This is a genomic window from Janthinobacterium sp. SUN073 (assembly GCF_030397665.1).
GTDB lineage: Bacteria > Pseudomonadota > Gammaproteobacteria > Burkholderiales > Burkholderiaceae_D > Janthinobacterium.
Map to the genome: position 1 here is coordinate 15,466 of NZ_JAPUBT010000020.1, position 24,428 is coordinate 39,893.

The window sequence follows — 24,428 nt, forward strand, 5'->3', positions numbered from 1 at the left end:
CTCATCACCCAGTCGATAACCGCGCGCCCGTGCTTACTTGGTTTCCGCAAACAATTCGCGGCCGATCAGCATGCGGCGGATTTCGCTGGTCCCGGCGCCGATTTCGTACAGCTTGGCATCGCGCCACAGGCGGCCGGCCGGATACTCGTTGATGTAGCCGTTGCCGCCCAGGGCCTGGATCGCTTCGCCCGCCATCCAGGTCGCCTTCTCCGCACTATACAGAATGGCACCGGCCGCATCCTTGCGCAACTGGCGCACGGCTTCCGGCGTGGTGGCGCGGTCGCAAGCCTGGCCCACGGCATACACATAGGCCTTGCACGCCATCATGGTCGAATACATATCGGCCAGTTTGCCCTGCATCAATTGGAATTCGCCGATGGCTTGGCCGAATTGCTTGCGGTCATGCACGTAGGGCACGACCAGATCCATGCAGGCTTGCATGATGCCCAGAGGTCCGCCGGACAGCACGGTACGCTCGAAATCGAGGCCCGACATCAGCACATTGACGCCCTTGCCCAGGCCGCCCAGCACGTTTTCGGCCGGCACTTCGCAATCCTGGAACACCAGTTCGCCCGTGTGCGAGCCGCGCATGCCCAACTTGTCGAGCTTTTGCGCGATGGAAAAGCCCTTGAAATTCTTTTCGATCAGGAACGCCGTCATGCCGCGCGCGCCCGCTTCCAGGTCGTTTTTCGCGTACACCACCAGCACGTCCGCGTCGGGGCCGTTGGTGATCCACATCTTGGTGCCGTTCAAGACCCAGCGGTCGCCCTTGAAGTCGGCGCGCAGCTTCATGCTGACGACGTCCGAGCCCGCGTTCGGCTCCGACATGGCCAGGGCGCCGATGTGTTCGCCCGTGATCAGTTTTGGCAGGTATTTGGCTTTTTGCTCGGCTGTGCCGTTGCGCTTGATCTGGTTCACGCACAGGTTCGAGTGGGCGCCGTAGGACAGGCCGACGGAGGCCGAGGCGCGCGAGATCTCTTCCATGGCGATGATGTGCGCCAGATAGCCCATGCCGGCGCCGCCGTATTCTTCGCTGACGGTGATGCCGAGCAAGCCCATGTCGCCCATCTTGCGCCACAGATCCATGGGGAACTGGTCGGTACGGTCGATTTCGGCCGCGCGCGGCGCGATTTCGGCGGCGGCAAATTGTTGGATCGCTACTCTTAGCGCGGCGATGTCGTCGCCGTGGTCAAAGGTCAAGCCTGGGAGATGGAGCATGTCGTCCTCGTCGTTATAAGTGTGGCGGTCATGGGTGCCGGGTCAGTGAAGCTATGATACTCAGTTGTGACGTTTACGTAAACGTAAAGTGAAGCGCGTAAAGCGATGTGCGCGGCAAGCGCCGCCGCATCGATGCCTAGTTTGTTTGCGCCTTATCAAGGTTCAAGTCCGCCAGCATGCGCGCGCACGCGTCCTCATGCGCGCTGATTTCCGCCAGCGCCATTTCGATATCGATGCGCTGCTGCTCCAGGGTCTGCCGGTGCTGCGCCAGCACGCCCAGGAAGCGGTCCATCTGCGCGCGCGTGTCCTTCGGCGATTCATACATGTCGACCAGGCTCTTGATTTCCGACAGGGCCAGGCCCAGGCGCTTGCCGCGCAGGGTCAGCTTCAAGCGGGTGCGGTCGCGCGGCGTGTAGACGCGGCTGCGTCCGCCTGCGCCTTCGCGCTTCGGGCTGAGCAAGCCCTGGTCTTCATAGAAACGGATGGCGCGTGCCGTGATGTCGAATTCCCGCGCCAGTTCGGTAATGGTATAGGTCGTCATTGCTGCGGGCGGTGTCGGTTGCATGGGTGATCGGTAGCTGGATGGGTGCTGCGGAGCAGGCGGGTGGCAAAGTGCCGTTTACGTCAACGTCAATACTATTGTAGCGTGCCCTGCCCGTGCTGCAACAAAGAAAAAAACGCCTGTGGGCAGGGGAATTTGGCGAATAAGACAACAGTTACTGAAAATAAATTGATTCTTCTTGCGCAAACACGCTTAAGATCGAGAGTTGGTGGCCAAGATGACACCAAAAAGAGCTTTCCTGGCATAACTGCGACATTCTTTTCGCTGCGATGGCAGTAAAATTTTTTGGGCAGTAGGCACGATCAAAAAACAACGTTTCACTATGAGCACGTTGTACTGGTTGTTTCTATATTGAAAACAACATGGCCCTTCTGAAAACTTTGTCTACAAGAAATTGTATGACATGGGCATTGCGTGTATCGGTAGAGCAGGGCATTATCCGATACCGTACGTTGTAATGCCAAACCGAGGCTTTGAATCGTGCTGCAGTGCGAAAATCAAGGCCAGCCGCGAATTTGAACCGAAGCCACACAGAATCACAAGAGAAAATTTGGACCGCTTTTGCACCTGAAAAGCTTGGCCGGAGTGTTAATTGTTAATTTATACTCTTTTCAAATGTAACAATCTGTATGGTCATTCAAGAAACTGACTTTCATGTTACAACATGAAATAGTACACCTATGAATTCTTCTAACGAACGCGAAAGCTTCAGCCAACGACTTCAGTTGGCTCTCAAAAACGCCCATTACTCTCCAGACAGCCCGACCAGACTGGCCCGGGAATTCAACATCCGTTTCGACGGACGCCCGATTACCGTGCATGCAGCTAGGAAATGGTTAGTAGGTGAAGCAATTCCCACGCAAGAGAAATTGCGCATGATTGCCCAATGGTTGGGCGTTCCGGCGGAATGGTTGCGTTTTGGCGGCCCGGAAAGCGCCACGCCGAATGGCGAAGCGGGCAGCGCTTTATCGCGTTTTGAGTCCGCCGATGTGAAATTAATTGCCGATTTGCAAAGATTAGATGAACATCATCGTCAAATCGCGCGTGAATTTATTCGCATGCTGGTCAGAGTCAACTACCAAAAGTAAGCATTCAGGCCCTCCCCGGCCCGCGCCGTCCGCTTTTCGCTGGCGGTGCTCCCCCTGTCCTTTTATTTGCGCAAGGTCATACTGGAGACATGATTTTGCCGCACAATAAGACCTCGCATGTTGCGCTGCAGCGGAATTATTTGACAATAATCCCGTACGCAGCGGCGCGGCGGCCAATACCAGCGCATAATCACAGCAGAAGCAGCCAGTTCATCCACTACGGAGCCGAGCATTTGAGCCGTCTTATGAAAAGTAACTACAGCAATACCGCGCAGCTGAAGGACTTGATGACCGTGCCTCCCATGACTGCCGCGCAACATGCGGAAGTGATGCGTAAACGGATCGCCCACCGCAGGATGGTTGAAGAAGCCAGGGATTTGAAGCAGGCCAGTGCCCTGCAGTTCGAAAAACGGTGATGGATGCCTGACCAAAGCTACTGCGCGTCGGCATAGGCGGTCTGCGATGCTCACCGTGCTAGAGCACGGTTGCGCTTCTCGACCACCTCTTCCTTCCGCTCGCTACGCTTTTGTCAGGCATCGTGACGCCAGAGTTACATCGTGACGCCAACTAGACGATAGGGGTGTTGCTTGCGGACTTGAGACCATTCCACCGCGGTGCCAGGCCGTGCTCGATGCCGAGCAGGTCGATGACGCGCGCCACCGTATGGTCGACCATTTCCGCGATGCTGTGCGGGTGGTGATAAAAACTGGGGAGTGGCGGGAAGATGATGCCGCCCATTTCGGTCACGGCCGTCATATTGCGCAGGTGCGCCAGGTTGAATGGCGTTTCGCGCACCATCAGGATCAGGCGGCGACGCTCCTTGAGCACCACATCGGCGGCCCGCGTAATCAAGTTATCCGACAAGCCATGCGCCACGGCCGCCAGCGTCTTCATCGAGCACGGCGCGACGACCATGCCATCCGATTGAAACGAACCGCTGGCGATCGACGCGCCGATATCGCGCAGCTTGTGCACCACGTGCGCCTGCGCTTCGATGTCCTTGCGCCCCACGCCCGTTTCCTGGTGCAGGGTCAGTACGGCCGCATCCGACAAGACCAGATGCGTCTCGACGCCGGGGATGGCGCCGAGTAATTGCAGCAGCCGCAAGCCATACACGGCGCCCGTGGCGCCCGTGATGGCCACGACGATACGGCGCGGCCGCTGCGACACGCTATCAGGCATCGATCAGGGTTTTCAATTCGCCCGATTCAAACATTTCATTCATGATATCGGAACCACCGATGAACTCGCCTTTCACATACAGCTGCGGAATGGTCGGCCAGTTCGAATAATCCTTGATGCCCTGGCGCACTTCCGGGTCGTCCAGCACGTTGACGGTAGCGATGTTTTCCACGCCGCAGGCCTTCAGGATCTGGATGGCGCGGCCGGAAAAGCCGCACTGCGGGAACTGGGCCGTGCCCTTCATGAACAGCACGACTGGCGTGTTCGTCACGGTTTCTTTGATCCAGGTTTGTACGTCGCTCATAGCTGCCTCTGATGGGTAAATAAATAGATGCCGTCATTTTATAAGAAAACGACGGCACGGGTATGCGCTCAGGTCATAAATCGGGCAAGTCAGCCACGTTAACGCTTATAAGGACTTGCCCAGGCAGGTCGATTGTGCCGCGCCCACGTATTTGCCCCAGGCAATGACTGGTGCATAGCCGTGTTTGGCATAAAACGCCACGGCGCGGGCATTGGCCACGCGGGTGGACAGGTGCAGGGCCCGGTAGCCATGCCGGCGCGCCTGCGCCTCCACATGGGCCAGCAGGGCCGCGCCCACGCCATTGCTGCCCGGGCGCGCATACATGCGCTTGAGCTCCGCCGTGGTGCTGTCCGGCTCGCCCAGCGGCCGCAGGGCGGCGCAGCCCAGCAGTTCACCGGCGCCATCGCGGGCAATATAAAAGCCGCCGCGCGGCGTGGCCGCTTCCACGTCGAAGGAAGACCGGCCGCTGTCGCCATTGATGCGCAGCAACGCTTCCGACAATGCGTCGAGCAACTGCCGGGCATCCGGGCCGGCCGCGTCCGCCGCCAGGATGGTGATGTCCTGCCCGGCGGCCACGGGCTTAACCGCGCAGCTTGGCGAAGGCGGCGGCCATGCTGCCGGCCGGCTCGGGCGCGTTGCGCGACTGCGACTGGTGCTGCGCCAGGCCGCGGCGGTCGTTGCGGTCGCCTTTTTGCTCCGGCTTGCTGCCTGCCTGTGGCGCGCTGTCCGTCAGGCGCATGGTCAGCGCGATGCGCTTGCGCTTTTCATCGACTTCCAGCACTTTCACGCGCACCACTTGTCCCGCTTTGACCACCGTGTGCGGGTCTTTCACAAAGGTGTTCGACAGGGCGGAAATGTGCACCAGGCCATCCTGGTGCACGCCGATATCGACGAAGGCGCCAAAGGCGGCCACGTTGGTGACGACGCCTTCGAGAATCATGTCCGGGCGCAGGTCGCGGATTTCTTCCACGCCTTCCTTGAAGGTGGCCGTCGTGAATTCCGGACGCGGGTCGCGGCCCGGCTTTTCCAGTTCCTTCAAAATGTCGGAAATGGTCGGCACGCCAAACGTTTCATCGGCGTATTTTGCCGGGCTGAGGGTTTTCAGCAAGGCGGTCTCGCCGATGACGGCCTGGATATCCTTCTTGATGTCCGCCAGGATCTTTTCCACCAGCGGGTACGATTCCGGGTGGACGGCCGAGGCGTCCAGCGGGTTTTCTCCGCCCATCACGCGCAGGAAGCCAGCTGCCTGTTCGAACGTTTTATCGCCCAGGCGCGGCACGGCTTTCAAGGCCGCGCGCGAGGTGAACGCGCCCTTCATGTCGCGGTAGCTGACGATGCTTTGCGCTACGCTGGCCGACAGGCCGGAGACGCGCGCCAGCAGCGGCGCCGACGCCGTGTTCACGTCCACGCCCACGGCATTCACGCAATCTTCCACCACGGCATCGAGCGAGCGGGCCAGCTGGCTTTGGCTCACGTCGTGCTGGTACTGGCCCACGCCGATCGATTTCGGGTCGATTTTCACCAGTTCGGCCAGCGGGTCTTGCAGGCGGCGCGCGATTGACACGGCGCCGCGCAAGGACACATCCATGTCAGGCAATTCCTTGGAGGCGAATTCGGACGCCGAATACACCGACGCGCCCGCTTCCGAGACGACGATCTTCGTCATCTTCGCTTCCGGGTGCTGCTTGATCAGGTCTTGCGCCAACTTGTCCGTCTCGCGCGAGGCGGTGCCGTTGCCGATCGAGATCAGCGACACATTGTGCTTGGCGGCCAGACGGCCCAAGGTGTGCAAGGAGCCATCCCAGTCGTTTTTCGGCTGGTGCGGGTAGATCACGGCCGTGTCGACGACTTTACCTGTGGCATCGACCACGGCGACCTTGACGCCCGTGCGCAGGCCGGGATCGAGGCCCATGGTGGCGCGCTGGCCGGCCGGCGCGGCCAGCAGCAGCGCTTTCAAATTGGTGGCGAACACGTTAATCGCATCGAGTTCAGAGCGTTCGCGCAGCGCGCCCATCAGTTCCGTTTCAAGGTGCATGAAGCTTTTCACGCGCCAGGTCCAGCGCGCGGTGTCGGCCAGCCACTTGTCGGCCGGACGGCCGAGGCTCTTGATGCCGAAGCGGACGGCGATGCGGCCTTCGCACGGATTGTGCGGCGCATCCCATTTCGGTTTTTCCGCTTCCGTGTCCAGGCGCAGGGTAACGTCGAGGATGCCTTCGCGGCGGCCGCGCAGCAGCGCCAGCGCGCGGTGCGAGGGGACGGTGGAAATGGTTTCCGAGTAGTCGAAATAATCGGCGAATTTTTCGCCTTCGTCCTGCTTGCCTTCCACCACTTTCGATTCGACGATGCCGTGTTCCTGCACGTATTCGCGCAAGGTTTGCAGCAAGGTCGCGTCTTCGGCGAAGCGTTCCATCAGAATCTGGCGCGCGCCGTCGAGGGCCGCCTTGGTGTCCGCCACGCCAGGATTATTCCCGTCGGCACTGGTAAACGCGTCGCGCAGGAACTTGCCCGCTTCCATTTCCGGCGTCAGTTCGGGATTGTCCAGCAAACAGTCGGCCAGCGGCATCAGGCCCGCTTCGATGGCGATCTGCGCCTTCGTGCGGCGCTTCTGCTTGTAGGGCAGGTACAAATCTTCCAGGCGCGTCTTGTCTTCCGCGTGCATGACGGCGTCGAGCAGCTCGGGCGTCATCTTGTTCTGTTCCGTGATCGAGGCCACGATGGCGGCACGCCGCTCTTCCAGTTCGCGCAGGTAGCGCAGGCGCTCTTCGAGCAGGCGCAGCTGGATATCGTCGAGGCCGCCGGTCGCTTCCTTGCGGTAACGGGCGATGAAGGGCACGGTGGCGCCTTCGTCGAGCAGTTCGATGGCGGCGGCAACCTGCACCGGTTTGGCGGCAAGTTCAAGGGCAAGACGTTGTTCGATAGTGGGCAGCATGGTTGTTTCCAGAGCGATCAAGCCTGGAATGATACGCAATCGGCGCGATTGCGCAATCTTGACAGCGCAAATGGACTGTGCGTTGACAACAGCGTCAGCGGGCCGGCAGCAGCGGGCTGGCGGGCGGCGCCGGCGTTGGCCTCTGCGGCGTGACGGATTTGCCGAAGGCATTGCCCATGCGGTGTTCGAGGGCGGCGCGGTTGTACAGGCCCAGCTGGTTCGACGGACGCTGCACGGTCGCTTCCGCGCCGGACAGGGTGGGCGGCGGCCGGTTCGCGGTGTTGCTGTTGGGTAATAATTTTTCACTCAAGCAAGACATCGATGGCGCGCGCTTGCCGTTCACTTCCACCTCCACGCAGCCCTTCTGCGGCGCGGCGGCTGTCACGACGACGGTGTGCTCGTCCGCCTGCGCGGCCAGGGCGGCGCAGGTCAACAGCAATAGCAAAAACAGGCGTGCCATGGCGGCTCCCGGAACGGTGGAACAAGCGCTCAGCATAGCAAGGTCATATGTCGCAGCGATGACACGCCAGTCCGGTCGCTTTGTGACCAATGTCATGCAGTTGTCATTTTATGAAGCTACCATCCTGCCATTCTGCAGACAACATTGCAGTCAAGACACTTCATGAGCAGGCTCTCGTTGATTTCCCTGGACAATGACACGAATCCACCGCCGCACCGCAACAGGCAACGCCCTGGCCCTGTCCGCCTGCTTGCTGATGACATTGATGACATTCGTGCGACCGGCTGCCAGTGCGTCCGGTAATGACGCCGGCACGCAGGCCACCGTGCGCTTCGACTTGCCCGCCCAGCCGCTCGATGCGGCGCTGGTGGCGTTTGGCGAAGTGACCGGGTATTCCGTGCTCGTCAGCAGCCAGCTGGCGGCGGGCAGGGTGGCGGCCCCCGTGCGCGGCGACTACACGCCGACCGAGGCGCTGCAGCGCTTGCTGGTGGGTACGCAGCTGGGCGCGCGCTTCAGCGGCAGCAATGCCTTCACCCTGCTGGCGCTGGCCGACGCTCCCGTGGCACCGGCACCCGTACCGGCCGAGGCGGCTCCCGCCGCGCCGCCGTTGCAGGGCTATGCGGCCATCCTGCAGCGTTCGCTCACGCGCGCCCTGTGCCGCTTGCATCCGGACGCCTTCGGCCGCTACCGCCTGGCCTTCCAGCTGTGGCTCGACGAGCGGGGCAAGGTACGCGCCGTGCACGTGCTGGAACCGAGCGGCGTGGCGCAGCGCGACCGCGCCGTGCTGCTGCGCCTGCGCAGCCTGCTGATGGATGGCGCGCCGCCGGCGGGCTTGCCGCAGCCGCTGACGATCCTGTTGACGCCGCGGCCCGACCCGGACGCCGATTGCGCGCCCTACCTCGTGTCCGGGGCGCCCTGAGCATGTCGGAATTGCTGAAATCCACCTTGCGCAAGCTGTTCCTGGAACGCTACGGACAGTTTCGCCGCCACCTGCAGCGCCGTCTGGGCTCGGAAGACCTGGCCAATGATGCGCTGCATGAAACGTATCTGCGGGTGGAACGGATGAATGCGCCCGAAGCGATCAGCTATCCGTCCGCGTATCTGATGCGCATCGCCATCAACATTGCGGAAGATCAACGCCGCGACAATGCGCGCCTGCTCAGCCTGCCCGATATCGACGACTTGTACGAGATGGCCGATGAGCTGGCCGACCCGGCCCGCACCTTCAGCGCGCGCGCCGAGCTGGAAGAACTGGAACGGGCCTTGCAGGAGTTGCCGAAACGCCGGCGCGCCATCGTCATCGCCGCCCGCGTCGACCAGTTGCCGCACCGCGATATCGCCGAGCGTTTCGGTATTTCCGCCCGCACGGTGGAGAAGGAATTGCGCGCCGGCCTCGAACATTGTTGCGAACGCATGGGACGCGATTTCATTCAGCGCTTCGGTCCCGGCGCGGGAAAAACGTCTAAACATCATGATTGAACAAGCGGAAGACGACATGAGTGTCATCCAGAAGGAAGCGCAGGCGTGGGTCGTGCGCCTGGCCTCGGGCCAGGTCAGCGAGCGCGATGCGCAAGTGTTTCGCCACTGGTGCGCGCGCAGCCGCAAGCATGCCAACGCCTTTGCCGAGGCGCGCGCCGTGTGGGGCGCGATGGCGCCGGCCGCGCGCGCCGTCAAGCGGGCGCAGCGGCCCGTGAACACGGCGCGGCGCGCCTGGCTCGGTGGCGCCGTGGCCGCCTCGCTGGGTTTACTGGTGCTGCGCCCGCCGACAGATTTGTGGCCGGCCGTGGCGGGTCTGGGCGCCGACTACGCCACGGGCACGGGCGAGCAGCGCGAAGTGGCGCTCGATGGCGGCGTGCTGGTGCAGATGAATACGCAGACGCGCCTCGATGCGGCGCCCGTGCAGGACGGCGCCGCGTCGCTGGTGCTGCTGGCGGGCGAGGCGGAATTCCAGGCCGGCTTGCGCGGCGCGGCGCGCGTGCGCGTGCAGGCGGGCGACGGCACGGTGTCGGCCGGCAGCGGGCGCTTCAATATCCGCCTGTTTGGTCAGGAAGTGTGCGTGACATGCCTGGCGGGCCGCTTGCGCGTGGCGCAGGCCGGCAACGATGCGGAACTGGCGGCCGGCCAGCAGCTGCGCTATCGGCCCGAGCATTTCGGCATCGCGCGCGCGGTGGCAAAAAGCGACGTCAGCGCGTGGCGCCAGCGCTTGCTGGTGTTCAAGCAAAGCACCTTGGCCGAGGTGGTGGACGAAGTGAACCGCTACCGTCCCGGCAAGCTGATCCTCAATGGCGACGCCTTGAAACACACGCGCGTGCAAGCGAGCTTTTCGCTCGACCGCCTCGACGACGTGATCGCCCTGATTCAGGATGCGTATGGCGCGCGCGTGACGCGGCTGCCGGGCGGCATCGTGCTGTTCGGCTAAGAGCAAAAGCCTGGCGCCAATTATGACATTTTCATGACCTTTTGCAGTCCCGGACCTTGTTCCCTGTCAATGCTGCTGGAAGCCGCGAATCTGTGCCTGCCGCCCGCCCCGTGCGTGCAGCGTGCCCTTTCGCGATATCGGTCAGCAACGGAACATGAAAAGGGAATGTCGCCATGCAGCGAAGCAAGTCGGTCACGAAACACGCATCCTCCTCCGCCATGGCGGGCAACCGGAGCGAGCGCCCGGTGCGATTGAAACCGCTGGCGCTGGCCATCGCCCTGCTGCTGCAGGCCGGTGGCGCACAGGCGCAGCAGCCGTTCAGTGGCGCCTGGTTCGCCGGCAAGGGGGCGCAGCAGGGCACGGCTGCCGCCACGGGACGCTTGCCGAATGGCCAGGCCATCATCGGGATGGACAATAAGCAGGCGCAGCAGCAAAAAGCCCATGCACAGCTGCAAAGTTCGCTGAACAATCTGCACCTGGCGGCGCGCGCCATCGCCGTGCAGCAGGCGGCCCAGCAGGCGGCGCGCCAGGCGGCCATCGCCGCCGGCTCGCAGGTGCCGGACGGCCTGGCCGAAGGCGGCTTGAAAGTCGACAGCAACAGCCTGACGGCCGGCTGGTTCAATGCGAATGGCCCCACGCAGGCGCAGGCCGACGGCAAGACCGTGGTGACCGTCAAGCAGACGGCCGACAAGGCGATCCTGAACTGGGAAACGTTCAATATCGGCCAGAATACCACCCTGCAATTCGACCAGTTGGGGAACTGGTCCGTACTCAACCGCGTCAACGATCCGCTGGCCCGTCCCAGCCAGGTGCTGGGCCAGATCAAGGCCGACGGCACGGTCATGTTGGTCAACCGCAACGGCATCGTGTTTACGGGCAGCAGCCAGGTCGACACGCGCAGCCTGGTGGCCGCCGCCGTGGGCATGAGCGACAGTCAATTCAAAAAGGGCATCTACAGCGAAACGCTGGGCTCGGGCTTCAAGCCCACGCTGGTCAACGATCTGGTGCTCAACGGCACTGTGGCCAAGCATGCTGACGCCACGGCCGACGTGGTGGTGCAGGCGGGTGCGCAGATCAGCACGCGCAAGCCGCAGACGGTGACGGAAGGCGGCGGCTACGTGCTGCTGGCCGGGCGCGAAGTGCATAACGGCGGCAGCCTGTCGGCACCGAACGGTCAAGTGATGCTGGCCGCCGGCGACAGCTTCGTCATCCGCAAGGGGCTGGGTACGGACGCCAACCAGACCTCGAGCACGCGTGGCAACGAGGTCGACGTCAAGTTCAATGCGCATAGCGTCGCCGGCAAGGTGACGAATGCCGGCCTGGTGCAGGCGCTCACCGGCGACGTCACCCTGACGGGCCGCGACGTGCGGCAGGCCGGCGTGTTGCTCAGCAGCACCAGCGTGACGACACGCGGCACCGTGCACCTGAAGGCCGACGGCAGCGAAGGCCTGGTCACTCTGGCCCCGGACAGCCTCACCACGGTGCTGCTCGACGACAGCGGCACCACCGCGCTGGACGTGCAGCGCGACGCGCTCATCAAGGACTCTGCCGTGCTGAGCGACGGTGCCTACAACCGCCGCGACCTGTCGCTGATCCAGATTGCCTCCGGGCGCGACATTGTCTTCGATACCGGTTCGCTCACCCTGGCCACCGGCGGCCAGGTGAATGCGCTGGCCACGCGCCGCACGCAAGTGGCGCGCGGCGCCAGCATCGACGTCTCCGGCGCCGTCGGCGTGAACGTGGCCATGGCCTCGAACAATGTGCTGATCAACGTGCAGGGCAACGAGCAGCGCGATGCGCCCGGCAACCGCGACAGCAAAGTTCTCAACAACACCGACCTGTGGGTCGACCGGCGCGACCTGGTACGCGTGGCCGCCGGCACGAATGGCTATCCTACCGACCGCTGGTACACGGGCGGCGGCTTGCTGGAAGTGAGCGGCTATCTCAACACCGGCGGCCACGGCATCGGCGAATGGGCAGCGCAGGGCGGCACGGTGGCGTTCAAGGGCGCCGAACTGGTCACCCAGGCCGGTTCCTCGCTCAATGTTTCCGGCGGCACTTTCGATGTGCAGACCGGGATGATTCGCCAGAGTTGGCTCAGCGGCAAGGATGGCCAGCTCTACAAGCTGTCGACCGCGCCCGGCGACATGCTGTATAGCGGTCTTTACCGTGGCTTCGAATCGCAGCACAAACGCTGGGGCGACGGCGCGACCGAGAATTTTGCCACCCCTCTGATCGGCGCGCGCGAGCGCCTGGAAAACGGCTATATCGTGGGCCGCGACGCCGGCCATGTCATCGTGGGCACCGGCTCCGCGGTGCTCGAAGGCGGCATTGAATCGAGCGTGTTCCAGGGCGAGCGCCAGAAGGCGGCGCGCGACGCCACCCTGGACAGCTACCGCCAGTCGCAGCTGGCAGGACCCCGCCATGGGCAATTGCTGCTGGGCCAGATCGTGCCGGTATTCGATGCCGCCAGCACACAGTTGCGCGACAACCCGACGGCGCTGCTGCAGTCGCTGCACGTCGGCATGGCCGGCACTGGCGGCGTGCCCGCTCCCGGCCTGCTGGACGCCATGCCCGAAAGCCTGGTCGGCAAGGCCTTCCTCGATGCCGGCTGGCTCAACGCCCAGCAACTGGGCGGCTTCAAGGCCTACGCCAAAGGCGGCATCGTAATCGATGCCGCCGTGCAAGTTGCTCCCGGTGGCGAGATCGCGCTGCATGCTCCCGACATCGCGGTGAATGCCGGCTTGAGCGCGCGCGGCGGCAGCATCGCCCTCGGCGACATCGTCAACAAATTGGCCAGCGGCGGCAACGGCTGGATCGACACCATCATCGCGCCGGCACCGAAGGGGCAAACGGCCGGCATCAAGGTCGCATCCGGCGTCACGCTCGACACCCGCGGCCTGTGGAGCCAGCTGCAACTGGACCCGGCCGACATTTCCGGCCTGCCGTATGTGAATGGCGGCACGGTGTCGCTGGTCGGCAGCGGCGCCGTCACCCTGGCGGCAGGCAGCGTCATCGATACTTCCTCCGGCGCGGCCACGTTGGCCAACGGCAAGCTGCAGGGCGGGCGCGGCGGCAACATCACCCTCAAGTCGAACCAGAACGACACCGATGGAAAAGGCTCGGCGGCGCTGGTGATGGACGGCGAGTTGCGCGGCTATGGCGTGAAGGGTGGCGGCACGCTGAGCATCGATTCCGGCATCGGCGTGGCCATCGGTGGCGGCGTGCTGGCCGAGAACGGCATCTTGCCAGCGGGCCAGGCCATGCCGGTGCACCTGACCCTGGCCAAGGCATTCACCATCAAGGCCGGCACGGTGCTCGACAGCGACTTCAGCTATATCAGCGAGCACCTCGCGCCCGGCCAGGTGCTGCTCGACCTGCCCGACTTCAGCGTGTCCCGTCCCTACACCCTGGCCGCCGCGTGGGTGGTGCCGCCGGCCTCGGTCAGCTGGGAATATATCTATATCGGCGCCACGAATGGCTATACCTATATGTCCGGCATGACCGTGCCGGCAGGCGTCACGCTGAACAGCGTGAGTGGCAAGCTCGGTTCCGGCTACCTGGTGCCGGCCGAAGCGTTCCCGAACGGCATGCCGGTCGCCGCCTACAATGCGACGGTGGCCGCCGGTACCGCATTTGCGGCGGACGTGACCCTCAATGCGGGCGAGCGCCTGCTGGCAGGTAATCGCGTGCCGCAGGATCTGGCCATCAAGCCGCTGCTGGTACTGGACAGTTCCCTGTTCCAGCGCGGCTTCGCGCACTACGACATCACCGGCCAGCAAGGCGTGCAGGTGGCGCAGGGCGCCGTCATTGACGTGGCGATGCCGGTGCTGCGCGCCGACCCGGCAGCGGCGCGCACGCTGGCCAGCGGTGCCGATTCGGCAGCCGCCCTGCAGCCGTGGCTGGCGCCGCTGTGGCAGGAAGACGCCGTCAAAGGCGTGCTGACGCAGCGCGCCGGCGCCGATATCGCGCTGGCGGCCGGCACCCGTAACGCCAAGGCGCCGCTGGTGATCGGCAAGGACGCCGCGCTGCGCGTGGACGAGGGGCAAAGCATCAGTCTCACCGGCAACGGCCAGGTCACGGTGGAGGGCAAGCTGAGTGCGGCCGGCGGGCGCATTTCCGTGCTGCCTGGTACGTTTGTTACCAGTAACGAGATCAACCGTCCGGATGGCAGCGCCAATGCCCAGTCGATCTGGATCGGCAATGGCGCGGTGCTCGACGTGGCGGGCCGTGCGGTCACCGCCACCGATGCCCAGGGCGGTGTTTACGGCCATGTCGGCAGCGGCGGCAGCATCGAGATCGGCGCCAGGCACAAGCCCGACGCCGCCCAGGTCGAGGCGGCCGACGCCTTTGTCGTGCTGCGTCCCGGCGCGCGCCTGGAAGCGTCCGGCGCTGCAGCCCAACTCGACCTGCCCGGCCAGGGCAGCGTGCTGGTGGCCAGCGACGGCGGCAGCATCGCGCTCAGCTCCTTCCGCGGCTTGTTCCTCGACGGCAGCCTGCATGCGGCAGCCGGTGGCGCAGGCGCGGCCGGCGGCACCCTGGCGCTGAACCTGGAAACACCGAACTATGGCATCGTCGGCAAGATCGACTTGAAGGGATCCGGCGTCGAAGACGCGGTGCGCGTGCCGCGCGAACTGCTGGTCTCGCGCCTGCAGGGCGACAGCGGCCTGGCCAGCGATCTGGTGGCCGGCGACCGCGATCCGGCCCTGCGCTACGGCGCGGCGCGCCTGGGCGTCGACCGCATCCAGGCTGGCGGTTTCGACCACTTGGCCCTGCTGGCCAATGGTTTGCTCAGCTTTGATGGCGATGTCGACCTGTCGCTGGGACAAAGCCTGCGCCTGACCGCCACCTCGCTGGCGCTGGGCGAGAAGGCCGGCGCCACGTCGCAGGTCAGGCTGGCGGCGCCGTACATCCGCCTGGCCGGCACCACCCGCACGCAAGCCGATGACCATCTGCTGCCCAACCCGGTGAACGGCTCCGGCAACGGCGGCGCGGGCGGCGGCAAGCTGGGTATGTCGGCCGTCGCCGACGCTGCGCGCCTGACCCTCGACGCCAGCTTGATCGACCTCGCCAACACCGTCAGTTTCGGCGCCAATGGCAGCATCGTGCAGAACGTCGCCAAGGACCTGGAAGTCAAGCGTGACGCCTTTGGCGAGCTGGAACTGCGCAGCAGCGGCGATATCCGCATGCGCGGCGACGCCGCGCTGTACACGCCTGGCAACCTGACCCTGGCGGGTGCGCAGATTTATCCCGTCAGTGGCGCCAAGGGCAGCGTGATCGTTGGCCAGCAGACGGTACTCAACGAGTACGGACAGATGGTACGCCAGTTCGATCCCGCCCGCAGCCTGACCATCGAGCGCACCGGCGATGCGTCCGCGCCGTTGCCGGCCATGCCGTACTCGGTATTCGGCTCGCTCGAACTGGGCGCGGCCACGGTGAACCAGGGTGGCGTGCTGCGCGCGCCCCTGGGCAAGATCATGGTGGGCATGAACGGTTCTGGCACGATGACCAGCCAGCTCAATCTGCTGCCCGGCAGCGTTACATCGGTCAGCGCGAATGGACTGGTCATGCCTTACGGCGGCACGCTCGATGGTCTCAGCTACATGTATGACGGCGACGACGTGGCCTACAAGGGAGTGGGCAACGATCCTGCGATCGTGCTCGCCGGTAAGAGCGTCGACGTGCGCAACGGCGCCGTGCTCGACATGACGGGTGGCGGCAGCCTCACGGGCGCAGCCTTCCTGGCGGGGCGCGGCGGCTCGACCGATGCGCGCCTCAATCCGCTGGTGCAGACGTCGGCCAAGGGCGGCTTCGTGCTGCCCCGCCTGGCCACCAACCCCGTCTATGCCATCGTGCCCGGACCGCAGGCCGGCTATGCGCCTGTGGTTGCCGAAAACGGCGCGGGCGATCCGGCGCTGGGCCGCCAGATCACCATCGGCGCCGGCGTGCCAGGCCTGGCGGCTGGCACCTACACCTTGCTGCCGTCGAGCTTTGCCCTGTTGCCGGGCGCCTTCCGCGTCGAACTCAATGGCCTGGCGGCCGGCGGCCTGCCCATGGGATCGGCCACGGCCATGCGCAACGGTTCGTATGCGGCCGCGGTACAACTCGGCATCAGCAACACCAGCCAGCGCGACGCGCTGTCGTCGCAGGCGCTGCTGACGTCGGCCGACGTGTTGCGCAGCTATTCGCAATTCAATGAAACCAGCTATGCCGATTTCGCTCTGGCCCAGGCGGTGCGCGACGGCGTGCCCCGTCCGCTGCTCGAACGCGACGCCAAGGCGCTGCACTTTGACCTGGTGTCGCCAGTGTTCAGCGGTAGCGTCGCCGTGACTGACGCGCTGCGCTTTGCCGGCAAGGCGCAGTACACGCCTGGCAAGGATGGCTTCGGCGGCAGCGCCCTGCTGCTGGGCGGCTACCTGCGCAACTATGAAATCCTGGGCAGCGGCGCCGCGCCCACCGCCGGCTTCGAAGGCACGTCGGTGAGCGTGGACGCCCTGAACGCCATCGCCGCGCCGCGTCTGGGCATCGGCGGCTTGCCAGTAGCTAATTACAATGACCCCTTCACCGGCCGCCAGCAAGCCAACGTGGCCCAGTTCCTGAGCGGCGCCGGTACGGTCGTGCTGCGCGACGGCGCGGTACTGCGGGCCGGCGAGGTCTTCCTGGTGACCAATACCAAGGCCGGCGGCATCATCATCGAGCAGGGCGGCGGCATCAATACGCTGGGCCGTGGCGCCGCCGCCTGGGATTCGTCGAATGGCTTCGTGTATGCGCCGGGCGCGTCCAGCGTGCTGGCCGTCTCGAATGGCCGGCTCGACATGCTGGCCCCTACCTTCAGCCAGGACCCGCGCAACGGGCCGGGCCGCATCGACATCGGCGCTTGCGCGCCGGGCGCCACCTGCAGCGGCGCGACGCCACTGTATTCGGAAGGCACGATTGCCGCCGCCACGGACCAGAGTTTCAACCTGCGCGACGCCGCCACTTACGGCACCCGCAACCTGGTGCTGGCGGTGGGCGGCATCAACGTTGGCAGCGAAGCGTCGCTGGCCGCGATGGCCGCGCGCGATGCGCTGCCGGCCGGGCTGACCCTGAACCAGGGCATCCTCGACCGCCTGCTGCGCGGCGACGCCAGTGCCGGTGCACCGGCGCTGAACAATCTGGTGATGACGGCGCGCGACGCCATCAATTTCTATGACAACGTCGAATTGTCGACCATCAACGCGAGCACGGGAAAATCGTCGCTGGAGCGGCTGGTGATCGGCACGCCGGCGATCTATGGCGCTGGCGGCAGCGACGCCGTGGCGCGCATCAAGACCGACGTGCTGGTGTGGAACGGCGCCACGACGGCGCCGGGCTTGCCGGCCGCCGAAGGGGCGGGCAGCGGCAAGGGGCACCTGCAGATCGACGCCCGCCAGGTCGAGTTCGGCTATGGTCCCAATAGCCGGCCAGACACCATCCACAGCCTGGACCGCTTGATCCTCGGCTTTGGCGATGTCGTCATCAATGCCGCCGAGCGCATCACCGCCAACCATAGCGGCTCGCTTTCGGTGTACCAGTCGCAAAGCGGCTGGGATACGGCCAGCAAGGGCTACCTGCGCAGCGGCGGCAACCTGAGCTTGAACACGGCGCTGCTGACCGGTAACGCCGGCTCGATCAACAAGATCAAGGCCGGCGGCGACATCCTGGTCGCCAGGCCATCCACGGCCAAGGACGCGCCCCAGGACGCGGCCACCCTGGCCGGCGCGCTGGGCGCGGAGATCGCGCTGGACGGGCGCAGCGTCACGCTGGACACGGCCGTGCTGTTGCCGAGCGGTAAGCTCACTGTCTCGGCCGAGCGCGACGTGCTGCTGGGCGACGCTGCCCGCCTCGACCTGGCCGGACGCAAGATCGCCTTCCACGACGTGAGCAAATACAGCTGGGGTGGCGACGTGGTGCTCGACAGCCGCGGCGGCGACGTGCGCCAGGCGGCCGGTTCGCGCATCGACATCTCGGCCGTATCGAACCGCGCCGGCAAGCTGACCGCCACGGCGCTGGGCCAGGAGGCCGGCACGGTGTCGTTGCTCGGCGGCATCGCCGGCGGCAGCAGCGGCCACTACGACGCGGGCGGCACCGACCTGCCGTTCGCGGCCGGCGGCGCCGACATCCGCGGCCAGCACATCGCGGATTTTGGCGGCCTCAATCAACGCCTGACGGATGGCGGGCTGGTCGGCAGCCGCAGCTTCCAGCTCAAGCAGGGCGACCTGGTGCTGGGCAACGAGCTGCGCGCGCGCGAAATCAATGTCTCGGTCGACGCCGGCCACCTGACGGTCAAAGGCACCATCGACGCCAGCGGCGAACAGGTGGGCAGCATCCGCCTGGCCGCGCGCGACGGCGTTCACCTGGCCGGCAGCGCCGTGCTTGACGCCCACGGCAGCGTGCTGCGGGTCGATAGCTATGGCCAGGTCATCGAGGCGCCGAACCGCGCCGTGATCGACATCGATGCAGGCAGCGGCCGCCTGGTGCTCGACGGCGGCGCGCGCATGGACTTGCGCGCCGGCACGGCCGGCAAGGCCGACCGGATCGCCTCGCTGGGCACGCTGGAGCTGAGCGCGCAACGCCTGGGCGGCGCCCGTGGCAACGACGTCGCCATCGACGCCGCCGGTCCGCTGGCCATCGACGGCGCCCGCGCCATCACGGTCAATGGTTTCTGGTCGTACAAGGACGCCCGTGCTGGCACGGAAACGACGGTTGACGGCCGCCCTTACCAGATCATCGACCAGGACTACCTGGACCGCAAGCACGACGACAGCGTGGCCTTCATGACGGGCGCCCTGGCGAATGGCGGGCTGATGAATGGCCGCCTGTCCGGCCTGCGCAACTACCGGGACGCCTTCCACCTGCGTCCGGGCGTGGCCATCCTCAGCGCCACGCCGGACGGCGACCTGCATGTCGATGGCGACATCGACCTGTCGGGCTACCGTTACGCCAGCGTCAATCCGCACACCGGACAGACCGCGGTGCATGGCTCGGGCGAAGCCGGCGCGCTGGTGCTGCGCGCCGGCGGCAAGCTGAACATCTTCGGCAGCATCAATGACGGCTTCGATGGCAAGGCCTTGCCGGTCACGCCGGACGACAATGGCTGGATGCTGGCCAGGGGCCGGGTGCCGTTCGGTGCCGACGTCATCGTGCCGCGTGACCAGCTGGTCACGCTGGCCGATGACACTTTCTTCCAGTCCGGCCGCACCCTCAATTACGACTTGCCGATGAAAGCCATGGGCATGCGCGCCGACACGGCGCTGCCGGCGCAGGCCACCTTGACGGCCGACCTGCAATTGCCGGCCGGAACCGTGCTGGGTGGCGCCGTGCGCAATGCGGCCGGCGCGGTGGTGTATGCGGCCGGCACGGTGCTGGCCAGCAACGTCACGCTGAGCAGCGGCATGCAGCTCGACGCTGGCAGCCGCCTGCCAGTGCCGATGCAGGTCGCCGCCATGACTTGGCCGGGCGGCGTGCCGCTGCCGTATCCGATCGGCGCGGTCAACGACACCCCAGCCAATGGCGTGGTCCTGGCTGGCGCGCTGACCTTGCGCAAGGGCGCGCTGGTGCCGAGCGAAACCTGGGTGCGGCTGCCTGGCGGCGCCGACTCGGTGGCCCTGCGTCCGGCCGATGCCGACGGCAACCAGGGCCGCAACTGGGCCCTGGCGCCGATGCTGGCCAGCGGCTCGCAGTCATGGTCGATGCGCCTGGTGGGGGGCGCCGATACACAGGCGGCCGATACCCGCGCGCTGCGCCCGGGCGCGCCGGACGCGGGGCTGCTGCTGACTGACCACCACTACAGCGCGGTCATGGGATTCAGCCTGCCGAAGGTGGCTGCGCCGCCGATCGAAGGCGTGGCGGGCAATTTCTACTGGATAGGCGACTCGGCGCTGTATGCCTACGCCGAGCCGGGCACCTTGATCAATGTCGACGATTACGGTGGCGTCGAGGCCGTGCTGGAATACAATAAAATGAACGTGGGCGACCTGGTGACCTGGCTGCCCGAAGGCGCCAGCTTCCCGATAGTGCCCTTGCCTGCGCGGCAACAGCTGTTCAGCGTGCTGCGTACGGGTACCGGCGACCTCGACCTCCTGGCCGGCGGTAACTTCAGCCAGAGTTCGCCGTACGGCGTGTATACGGCCGGTACCCAGGCGGCCAATGTGGCGGCGGCTTACCGGCTGCCGCGCGCGGCTGATCGCACGGGTTCCATCCTCGGTCCCGATGGCGGGGCCTTCAAGCCCTACGTTGACGGTGGCGCGCAAAGCCTGTACCAGGCCTGGTATCCGGAACATGGGGGCAACCTGCTGGTGCGCGCCCAGGGCGACGTGACCGGTGACCTGGTCGGTGTCAGCAGTCAGCGCCGCCAGGACGCGCTCGGCTACATGCGTCCGCAATCCGACAGCACCGCCATCGGCAACTGGCTGTGGCGCCAGGGGACCGGCAGTGCCGTCGCCCAGGCCGACGCCGTGCCTACCGCCTGGTGGATCAACTTCGGCAGCTACGTCGCCGGCGGCAGCAGCAGCAACCATCTGTACGAGACGCTGCCTGTGATGACCGGCTTCACGGGCATCGGCACCCTGGGCGGCGGCAACCTGGTGCTGGAGGCCGGCGGCGCCGCCGGCATGCTGTCGCCTCGCACCGACCAGTCCGGCCGCTACGTGGCGCGCAGCCAGGGCCTGAATTTGGTGGTGGCCAGCACTGGCCGGGTGGCGCCGGACGGTTCGGCGCTGACCTTGACCGGTGGCGGCGACCTGGACATCCGCATCGGCGGTGGCCTGAACCCGGTGGCCGAAGTACGTTCGTTCGCCACGCCGACGGGCGAGGTCACGCCGCAGACCCGCTATCAGGGCAGCCGTAGCGACCTCAACAGTACCTTCGTCAACCTGCGCGGTGCCATGCGCATGGCGGCCGGCTCGGTGGGCGGCATCGAGCTGCGCTTCGACAAGGGCGATAACCAGGAGTCGCGCGCCTACCAGGTCTACACGGCCACGTCGTCGATCGGCGGCGGCGGGCCGGTGCTGGTGCCGGGCGATTCCGGCGTGCGCATCGATACGCGCGGCGACCTGGTGCTCGGCGGCGTGGGCGACGCCGGCCGTGTCACGCAAATAAACAACGGCACGCCGTTCACCGCGCAAGGGGTGGCGCACGATGGCGAGGGCTACAGCTGGTTCTCGCTGTGGACGCCATCGACCGCCATCGACCTGTTCAGTGCGGGCGGCAACCTGACGCCGTCCACCGCCTGGATGGATGACCGCGCCAGCAGCAACCAGGCGTCCGCTGGCGGGCGCTTCGTGCTGCCGTCGCAGTTGCGCGCTGTCGCGGCCAGCGGCAGCCTTTATTATGGCAACTCGAGCCTGGGTGGTACGGACGGCTCGAGCGCCCCGCTGCGACCGGCTGAAGGCCTGCTGCTGGCGCCTTCGCCCGTGAGTCCGCATTTCACCCGCAGCACTGCGGGGCAGCTGGAACTGCTGGCCCGGGATTCGATCTACGCGGGCGGTTATGCGGTGACGGTGTCGGGCGCCGACCCGACCATGTTGCCCAGTCCTTTCAACCCGGGTTTCGCCGGCGTTTCCGGCGTTACCGATTACGGCGACATCTACACGCATAACGTGAACCAGAATGCGCAGGCGCCCGACCTGCTGTTCGTGTCGCGGAATGCGGGTGCTTCGCCGCAGCGTTATCCGCTGTTCACGATGACTCCGCCGACCGCGTCGGGCTATGCCGTGCAGGGTCAGCTTCCAGCGCGCTATTACGCCGTCGAGGGTGACCTCGTCGGACTGCGCATGGGATCGATCATCACGCGTAGCAATGGCAACGTGGAACGCTACAGTACCTGGTATGAAGGCGGCGGGCCGGTGGCCCTGCGCGCCGGACGCGACATTGTCAATTCCGGCACGGCGCTGGGCCTGGTCGACGGCGCGCCCGAGGGCTTGCTGGGCTGGAGTTCGCAGGTGGCGTACAACAACCCGGCGCTGCCGCTGCGTCCGACCCTCACCGTCAACGGCTCGGCGCGCGGCAATCTGTTGATTCACAGCAATCCGGACGATGTCTCGGTGGTCAGCGCGGGCCGTGACTTGCGCTACAGCACCTTCTATGTCGCTGGTCCCGGCACGCTGGAAGTGACGGCCGGGCGCGACATCTACATGGCCGACAAGGCTGAGCTGAAAAGTATCGGGCCGGTAGCCAAGGTCACGCCGGGCGACCGCAGCAGCGGCGCCGGCATCGTCGTCGCTGCCGGGGTGGGCGAGCATGGCCCCGATTACGCCGCCTTCGCCGCGCGCTACCTCGATCCGGCCAAGCTGAGCGAGCCGGGCAAGTCCCTGGCCGATCAGCCGGGCAAGGCGGTGGTCGTGTATGGCGGCCGTCTGGGCCTGGCCGACTGGTTGCGCACGGAGTTCGGCTACAGCGGCGACGCAGCGGGCGCGCCGGCCTTTCTGGCCGCGCGCCAGGCCGAACTTGACCAGGTGCGCCAGGGCGGCGCCAGCGGTGCCGCCAGGCGCGACCTGCAACGCGAGTACGGCTTGTCGAGCCAGTTGCACTTGGTCAACTGGCTGGAAACCCGCTATGGCGCCGGCCAGCGCAATGGCCTCGGACTGCGCTTTGACGCGGCCAGCATGGACGCACGCAAATTTTTCGCGGCCTTGCCGGCCGAGCAGCAACGGGTCTTCCTGCGCAACGTCTATTTCGCCGAACTCAAGGCTGGCGGGCGCGAGTACACGGCTGCCGGCGGCGTGCGCGAAGGCAGCTACCTGCGCGGCCGCGAAGCCATCGCCACGCTGTTCCCGAGCAAGGATGCGCAGGGCAAGCCCGTGACCTACGCGGGCGACCTGACCATGTTCAGTGGCGCCACCTACTATCTGGACGGCAGCGAGGGCGGCAGCACCAAGCGGCCGCGCAAGGGCATCAATTACCTGACCCGCGAACAGTATGTGCTTCAGGGCCAGAGCCATGCGCCCGTGTTCGACCTGGTCGATGCCGGCATCCACACCGACTTCGGCGGCAACATCGACATCCTCGCGCCGGGCGGGCGCACCTTGGTCGGCGTCGATGGCGGCTTCGTGCCGGGCGAAGGCTCGGGCGTGCTGACGCAGGGCGCCGGTGAAATCCAGATCTACGCCCGGGACAGCATCCTGCTGGGCCAGAGCCGCATCTTCACTACCTTCGGCGGCAACATCCTGGCCTGGTCTGCCGGTGGTGACATCAACGCGGGCCGCGGCTCCAAGTCCACCGTGGTGTTTACGCCGCAGCGCCGCGCCTACGACAGCATTGGCCTGGTCAGCCTGTCGCCGACCACGCCAAACACGGGCGCCGGCATCGCCACCCTGAATCCGATTCCGGAGGTGCCGCCTGGCGACATCGACCTGATCGCCCCGCTGGGCACCATCGACGCGGGCGAGGCGGGTATCCGCGTCTCGGGCAACGTCAACCTGGCCGCCTTGCAGGTGGTGAATGCGGAAAACATCCAGGTGCAGGGCAAGTCCACGGGCATGCCGGTCATTGCCGCAGTGAACGTGGGTGCGCTCAGCAATGCCAGCGCGGCCGCCTCGCAAGCCGTGACGGCGGCGCAGGACGTGCTGCAGCGCGAACGGGCCGCCACGCGCCAGGCGCTGCCGTCGCTGTTCACCGTGAAGGTGCTGGGCTTTGGCAACGAGCAGGCGGACGAGGGCGGTGTCGGCAAGCACAAGGGCGGTGAGCCGCAGGCGTCGAACTACCAGCCGGCCGGCGTGGTGCAGGTGCTGGGCGCGGGACCGTTGACGGCGCCGCAGTTGCAGGCGCTCACGCCTAACGAGCGTCGCGGCTTGCAGCCGTGACCGCTGTACGAGCTTGACGGGAGGCCATTCCGGCCGCGGCGCCAAGGTCGTGGCCGGAGTTTTATGAACATTTGATGACAAACGTCAGTTCGTGCGTGCGGCGTTCGTCTAGGTACTGTCTTGCCGAGCATAGCGTTCGGCGCCGCGATACCGGGTAGGGCAACCGTTTGATTTTAAGGTGAATGGAAGATGCGTGAGATGAAGAAACGAGGTAACGGCGCGCCGCAGGCACCCGCGACCGCCTTGAGCCTGCTGTGCCTGGCCATGCTGGCGCTGCCGGGCATGGCACGCGCCCAGGACGCCGTCCCGTCGGCCGCTCATGTGGCCGCTCCTGTGGCCGCGCCGGAACGGCAGGTGACGATCGAGGAATACCTGGTGCGCGGCAATACCGTGCTCGATGCGCGCGCCATCGAAGAGGCGGTCACGCCGTTCCTGGGGCCGGGCCG

At 65.8% G+C, this 24,428-nt stretch carries 13 protein-coding genes and 1 pseudogene; 7 read left to right on the forward strand and 7 right to left on the reverse strand.

Going from position 1 to position 24,428, the window contains the following annotated elements; all coding sequences use genetic code 11:
• Window positions 1-33: 33 nt before the first annotated feature.
• Complete coding sequence (locus O0882_RS28560) at window positions 34-1,218, reverse strand: isovaleryl-CoA dehydrogenase (protein ID WP_099761462.1); 1,185 nt, start codon at window positions 1,216-1,218, stop codon at window positions 34-36.
• Window positions 1,219-1,354: 136 nt separating this feature from the next.
• Window positions 1,355-1,759, reverse strand: a complete 405-nt coding sequence (locus tag O0882_RS28565) for a MerR family DNA-binding transcriptional regulator (protein WP_034753754.1) — start codon at window positions 1,757-1,759, stop codon at window positions 1,355-1,357.
• A 701-nt stretch (window positions 1,760-2,460) separates the two neighbouring features.
• Between O0882_RS28565 and O0882_RS28570 the strand changes: the two genes are divergently transcribed.
• Entirely contained in the window at window positions 2,461-2,868 is a 408-nt protein-coding gene (locus O0882_RS28570; RefSeq protein WP_034753756.1) for a hypothetical protein, read from the forward strand.
• An 89-nt stretch (window positions 2,869-2,957) separates the two neighbouring features.
• Window positions 2,958-3,284 carry a hypothetical protein gene (locus O0882_RS28575; protein WP_141171130.1) on the forward strand — a complete coding sequence of 109 codons (327 nt, stop codon included), beginning with the start codon at window positions 2,958-2,960 and terminating at the stop codon, window positions 3,282-3,284.
• A 151-nt stretch (window positions 3,285-3,435) separates the two neighbouring features.
• Here the strand turns inward: O0882_RS28575 and O0882_RS28580 are convergent, their stop codons facing one another.
• From O0882_RS28580 to O0882_RS28600, 5 genes are all read right to left on the reverse strand, one after another.
• The gene (locus O0882_RS28580; RefSeq protein ID WP_289953382.1) at window positions 3,436-4,050 is read right to left on the reverse strand and encodes a UbiX family flavin prenyltransferase; all 615 of its coding nucleotides are present in this window, start codon (window positions 4,048-4,050) and stop codon (window positions 3,436-3,438) included.
• A complete protein-coding gene (gene grxD, locus O0882_RS28585; protein WP_289953383.1) occupies window positions 4,043-4,354 on the reverse strand; it encodes a Grx4 family monothiol glutaredoxin in 312 nt (103 codons plus the stop codon). Before grxD ends, O0882_RS28580 begins: the two co-directional genes overlap by 8 nt.
• 105 nt (window positions 4,355-4,459) lie before the next feature.
• Window positions 4,460-4,930: a GNAT family N-acetyltransferase gene (locus tag O0882_RS28590; protein WP_289953384.1), complete on the reverse strand. Its 471-nt coding sequence runs from the start codon at window positions 4,928-4,930 to the stop codon at window positions 4,460-4,462.
• A 4-nt stretch (window positions 4,931-4,934) separates the two neighbouring features.
• Window positions 4,935-7,283 (reverse strand): Tex family protein, encoded by a 2,349-nt coding sequence (locus O0882_RS28595; RefSeq protein ID WP_289953385.1) that lies wholly within the window; start codon window positions 7,281-7,283, stop codon window positions 4,935-4,937.
• Window positions 7,284-7,377: 94 nt separating this feature from the next.
• Window positions 7,378-7,743 (reverse strand): hypothetical protein, encoded by a 366-nt coding sequence (locus O0882_RS28600; protein WP_289953386.1) that lies wholly within the window; start codon window positions 7,741-7,743, stop codon window positions 7,378-7,380.
• Between the two features lie 193 nt (window positions 7,744-7,936).
• Between O0882_RS28600 and O0882_RS28605 the strand changes: the two genes are divergently transcribed.
• The 5 genes and pseudogenes from O0882_RS28605 to O0882_RS28625 form a co-directional block, all read left to right on the forward strand.
• The gene (locus tag O0882_RS28605; protein WP_289953387.1) at window positions 7,937-8,662 is read left to right on the forward strand and encodes a secretin and TonB N-terminal domain-containing protein; all 726 of its coding nucleotides are present in this window, start codon (window positions 7,937-7,939) and stop codon (window positions 8,660-8,662) included.
• Window positions 8,663-8,664: 2 nt separating this feature from the next.
• Window positions 8,665-9,222, forward strand: coding sequence for an RNA polymerase sigma factor (locus O0882_RS28610; protein WP_289953388.1), 558 nt, complete (start codon window positions 8,665-8,667; stop codon window positions 9,220-9,222).
• Window positions 9,215-10,162, forward strand: coding sequence for a FecR domain-containing protein (locus tag O0882_RS28615; protein WP_289953389.1), 948 nt, complete (start codon window positions 9,215-9,217; stop codon window positions 10,160-10,162). Before O0882_RS28610 ends, O0882_RS28615 begins: the two co-directional genes overlap by 8 nt.
• A 173-nt stretch (window positions 10,163-10,335) precedes the next feature.
• On the forward strand, window positions 10,336-23,982 hold the full coding sequence (locus O0882_RS28620; RefSeq protein ID WP_289953390.1) for a filamentous haemagglutinin family protein: 13,647 nt from the start codon (window positions 10,336-10,338) through the stop codon (window positions 23,980-23,982).
• Window positions 23,983-24,180: 198 nt separating this feature from the next.
• Window positions 24,181-24,428: pseudogene (locus tag O0882_RS28625) on the forward strand (ShlB/FhaC/HecB family hemolysin secretion/activation protein); the annotation flags it as partial.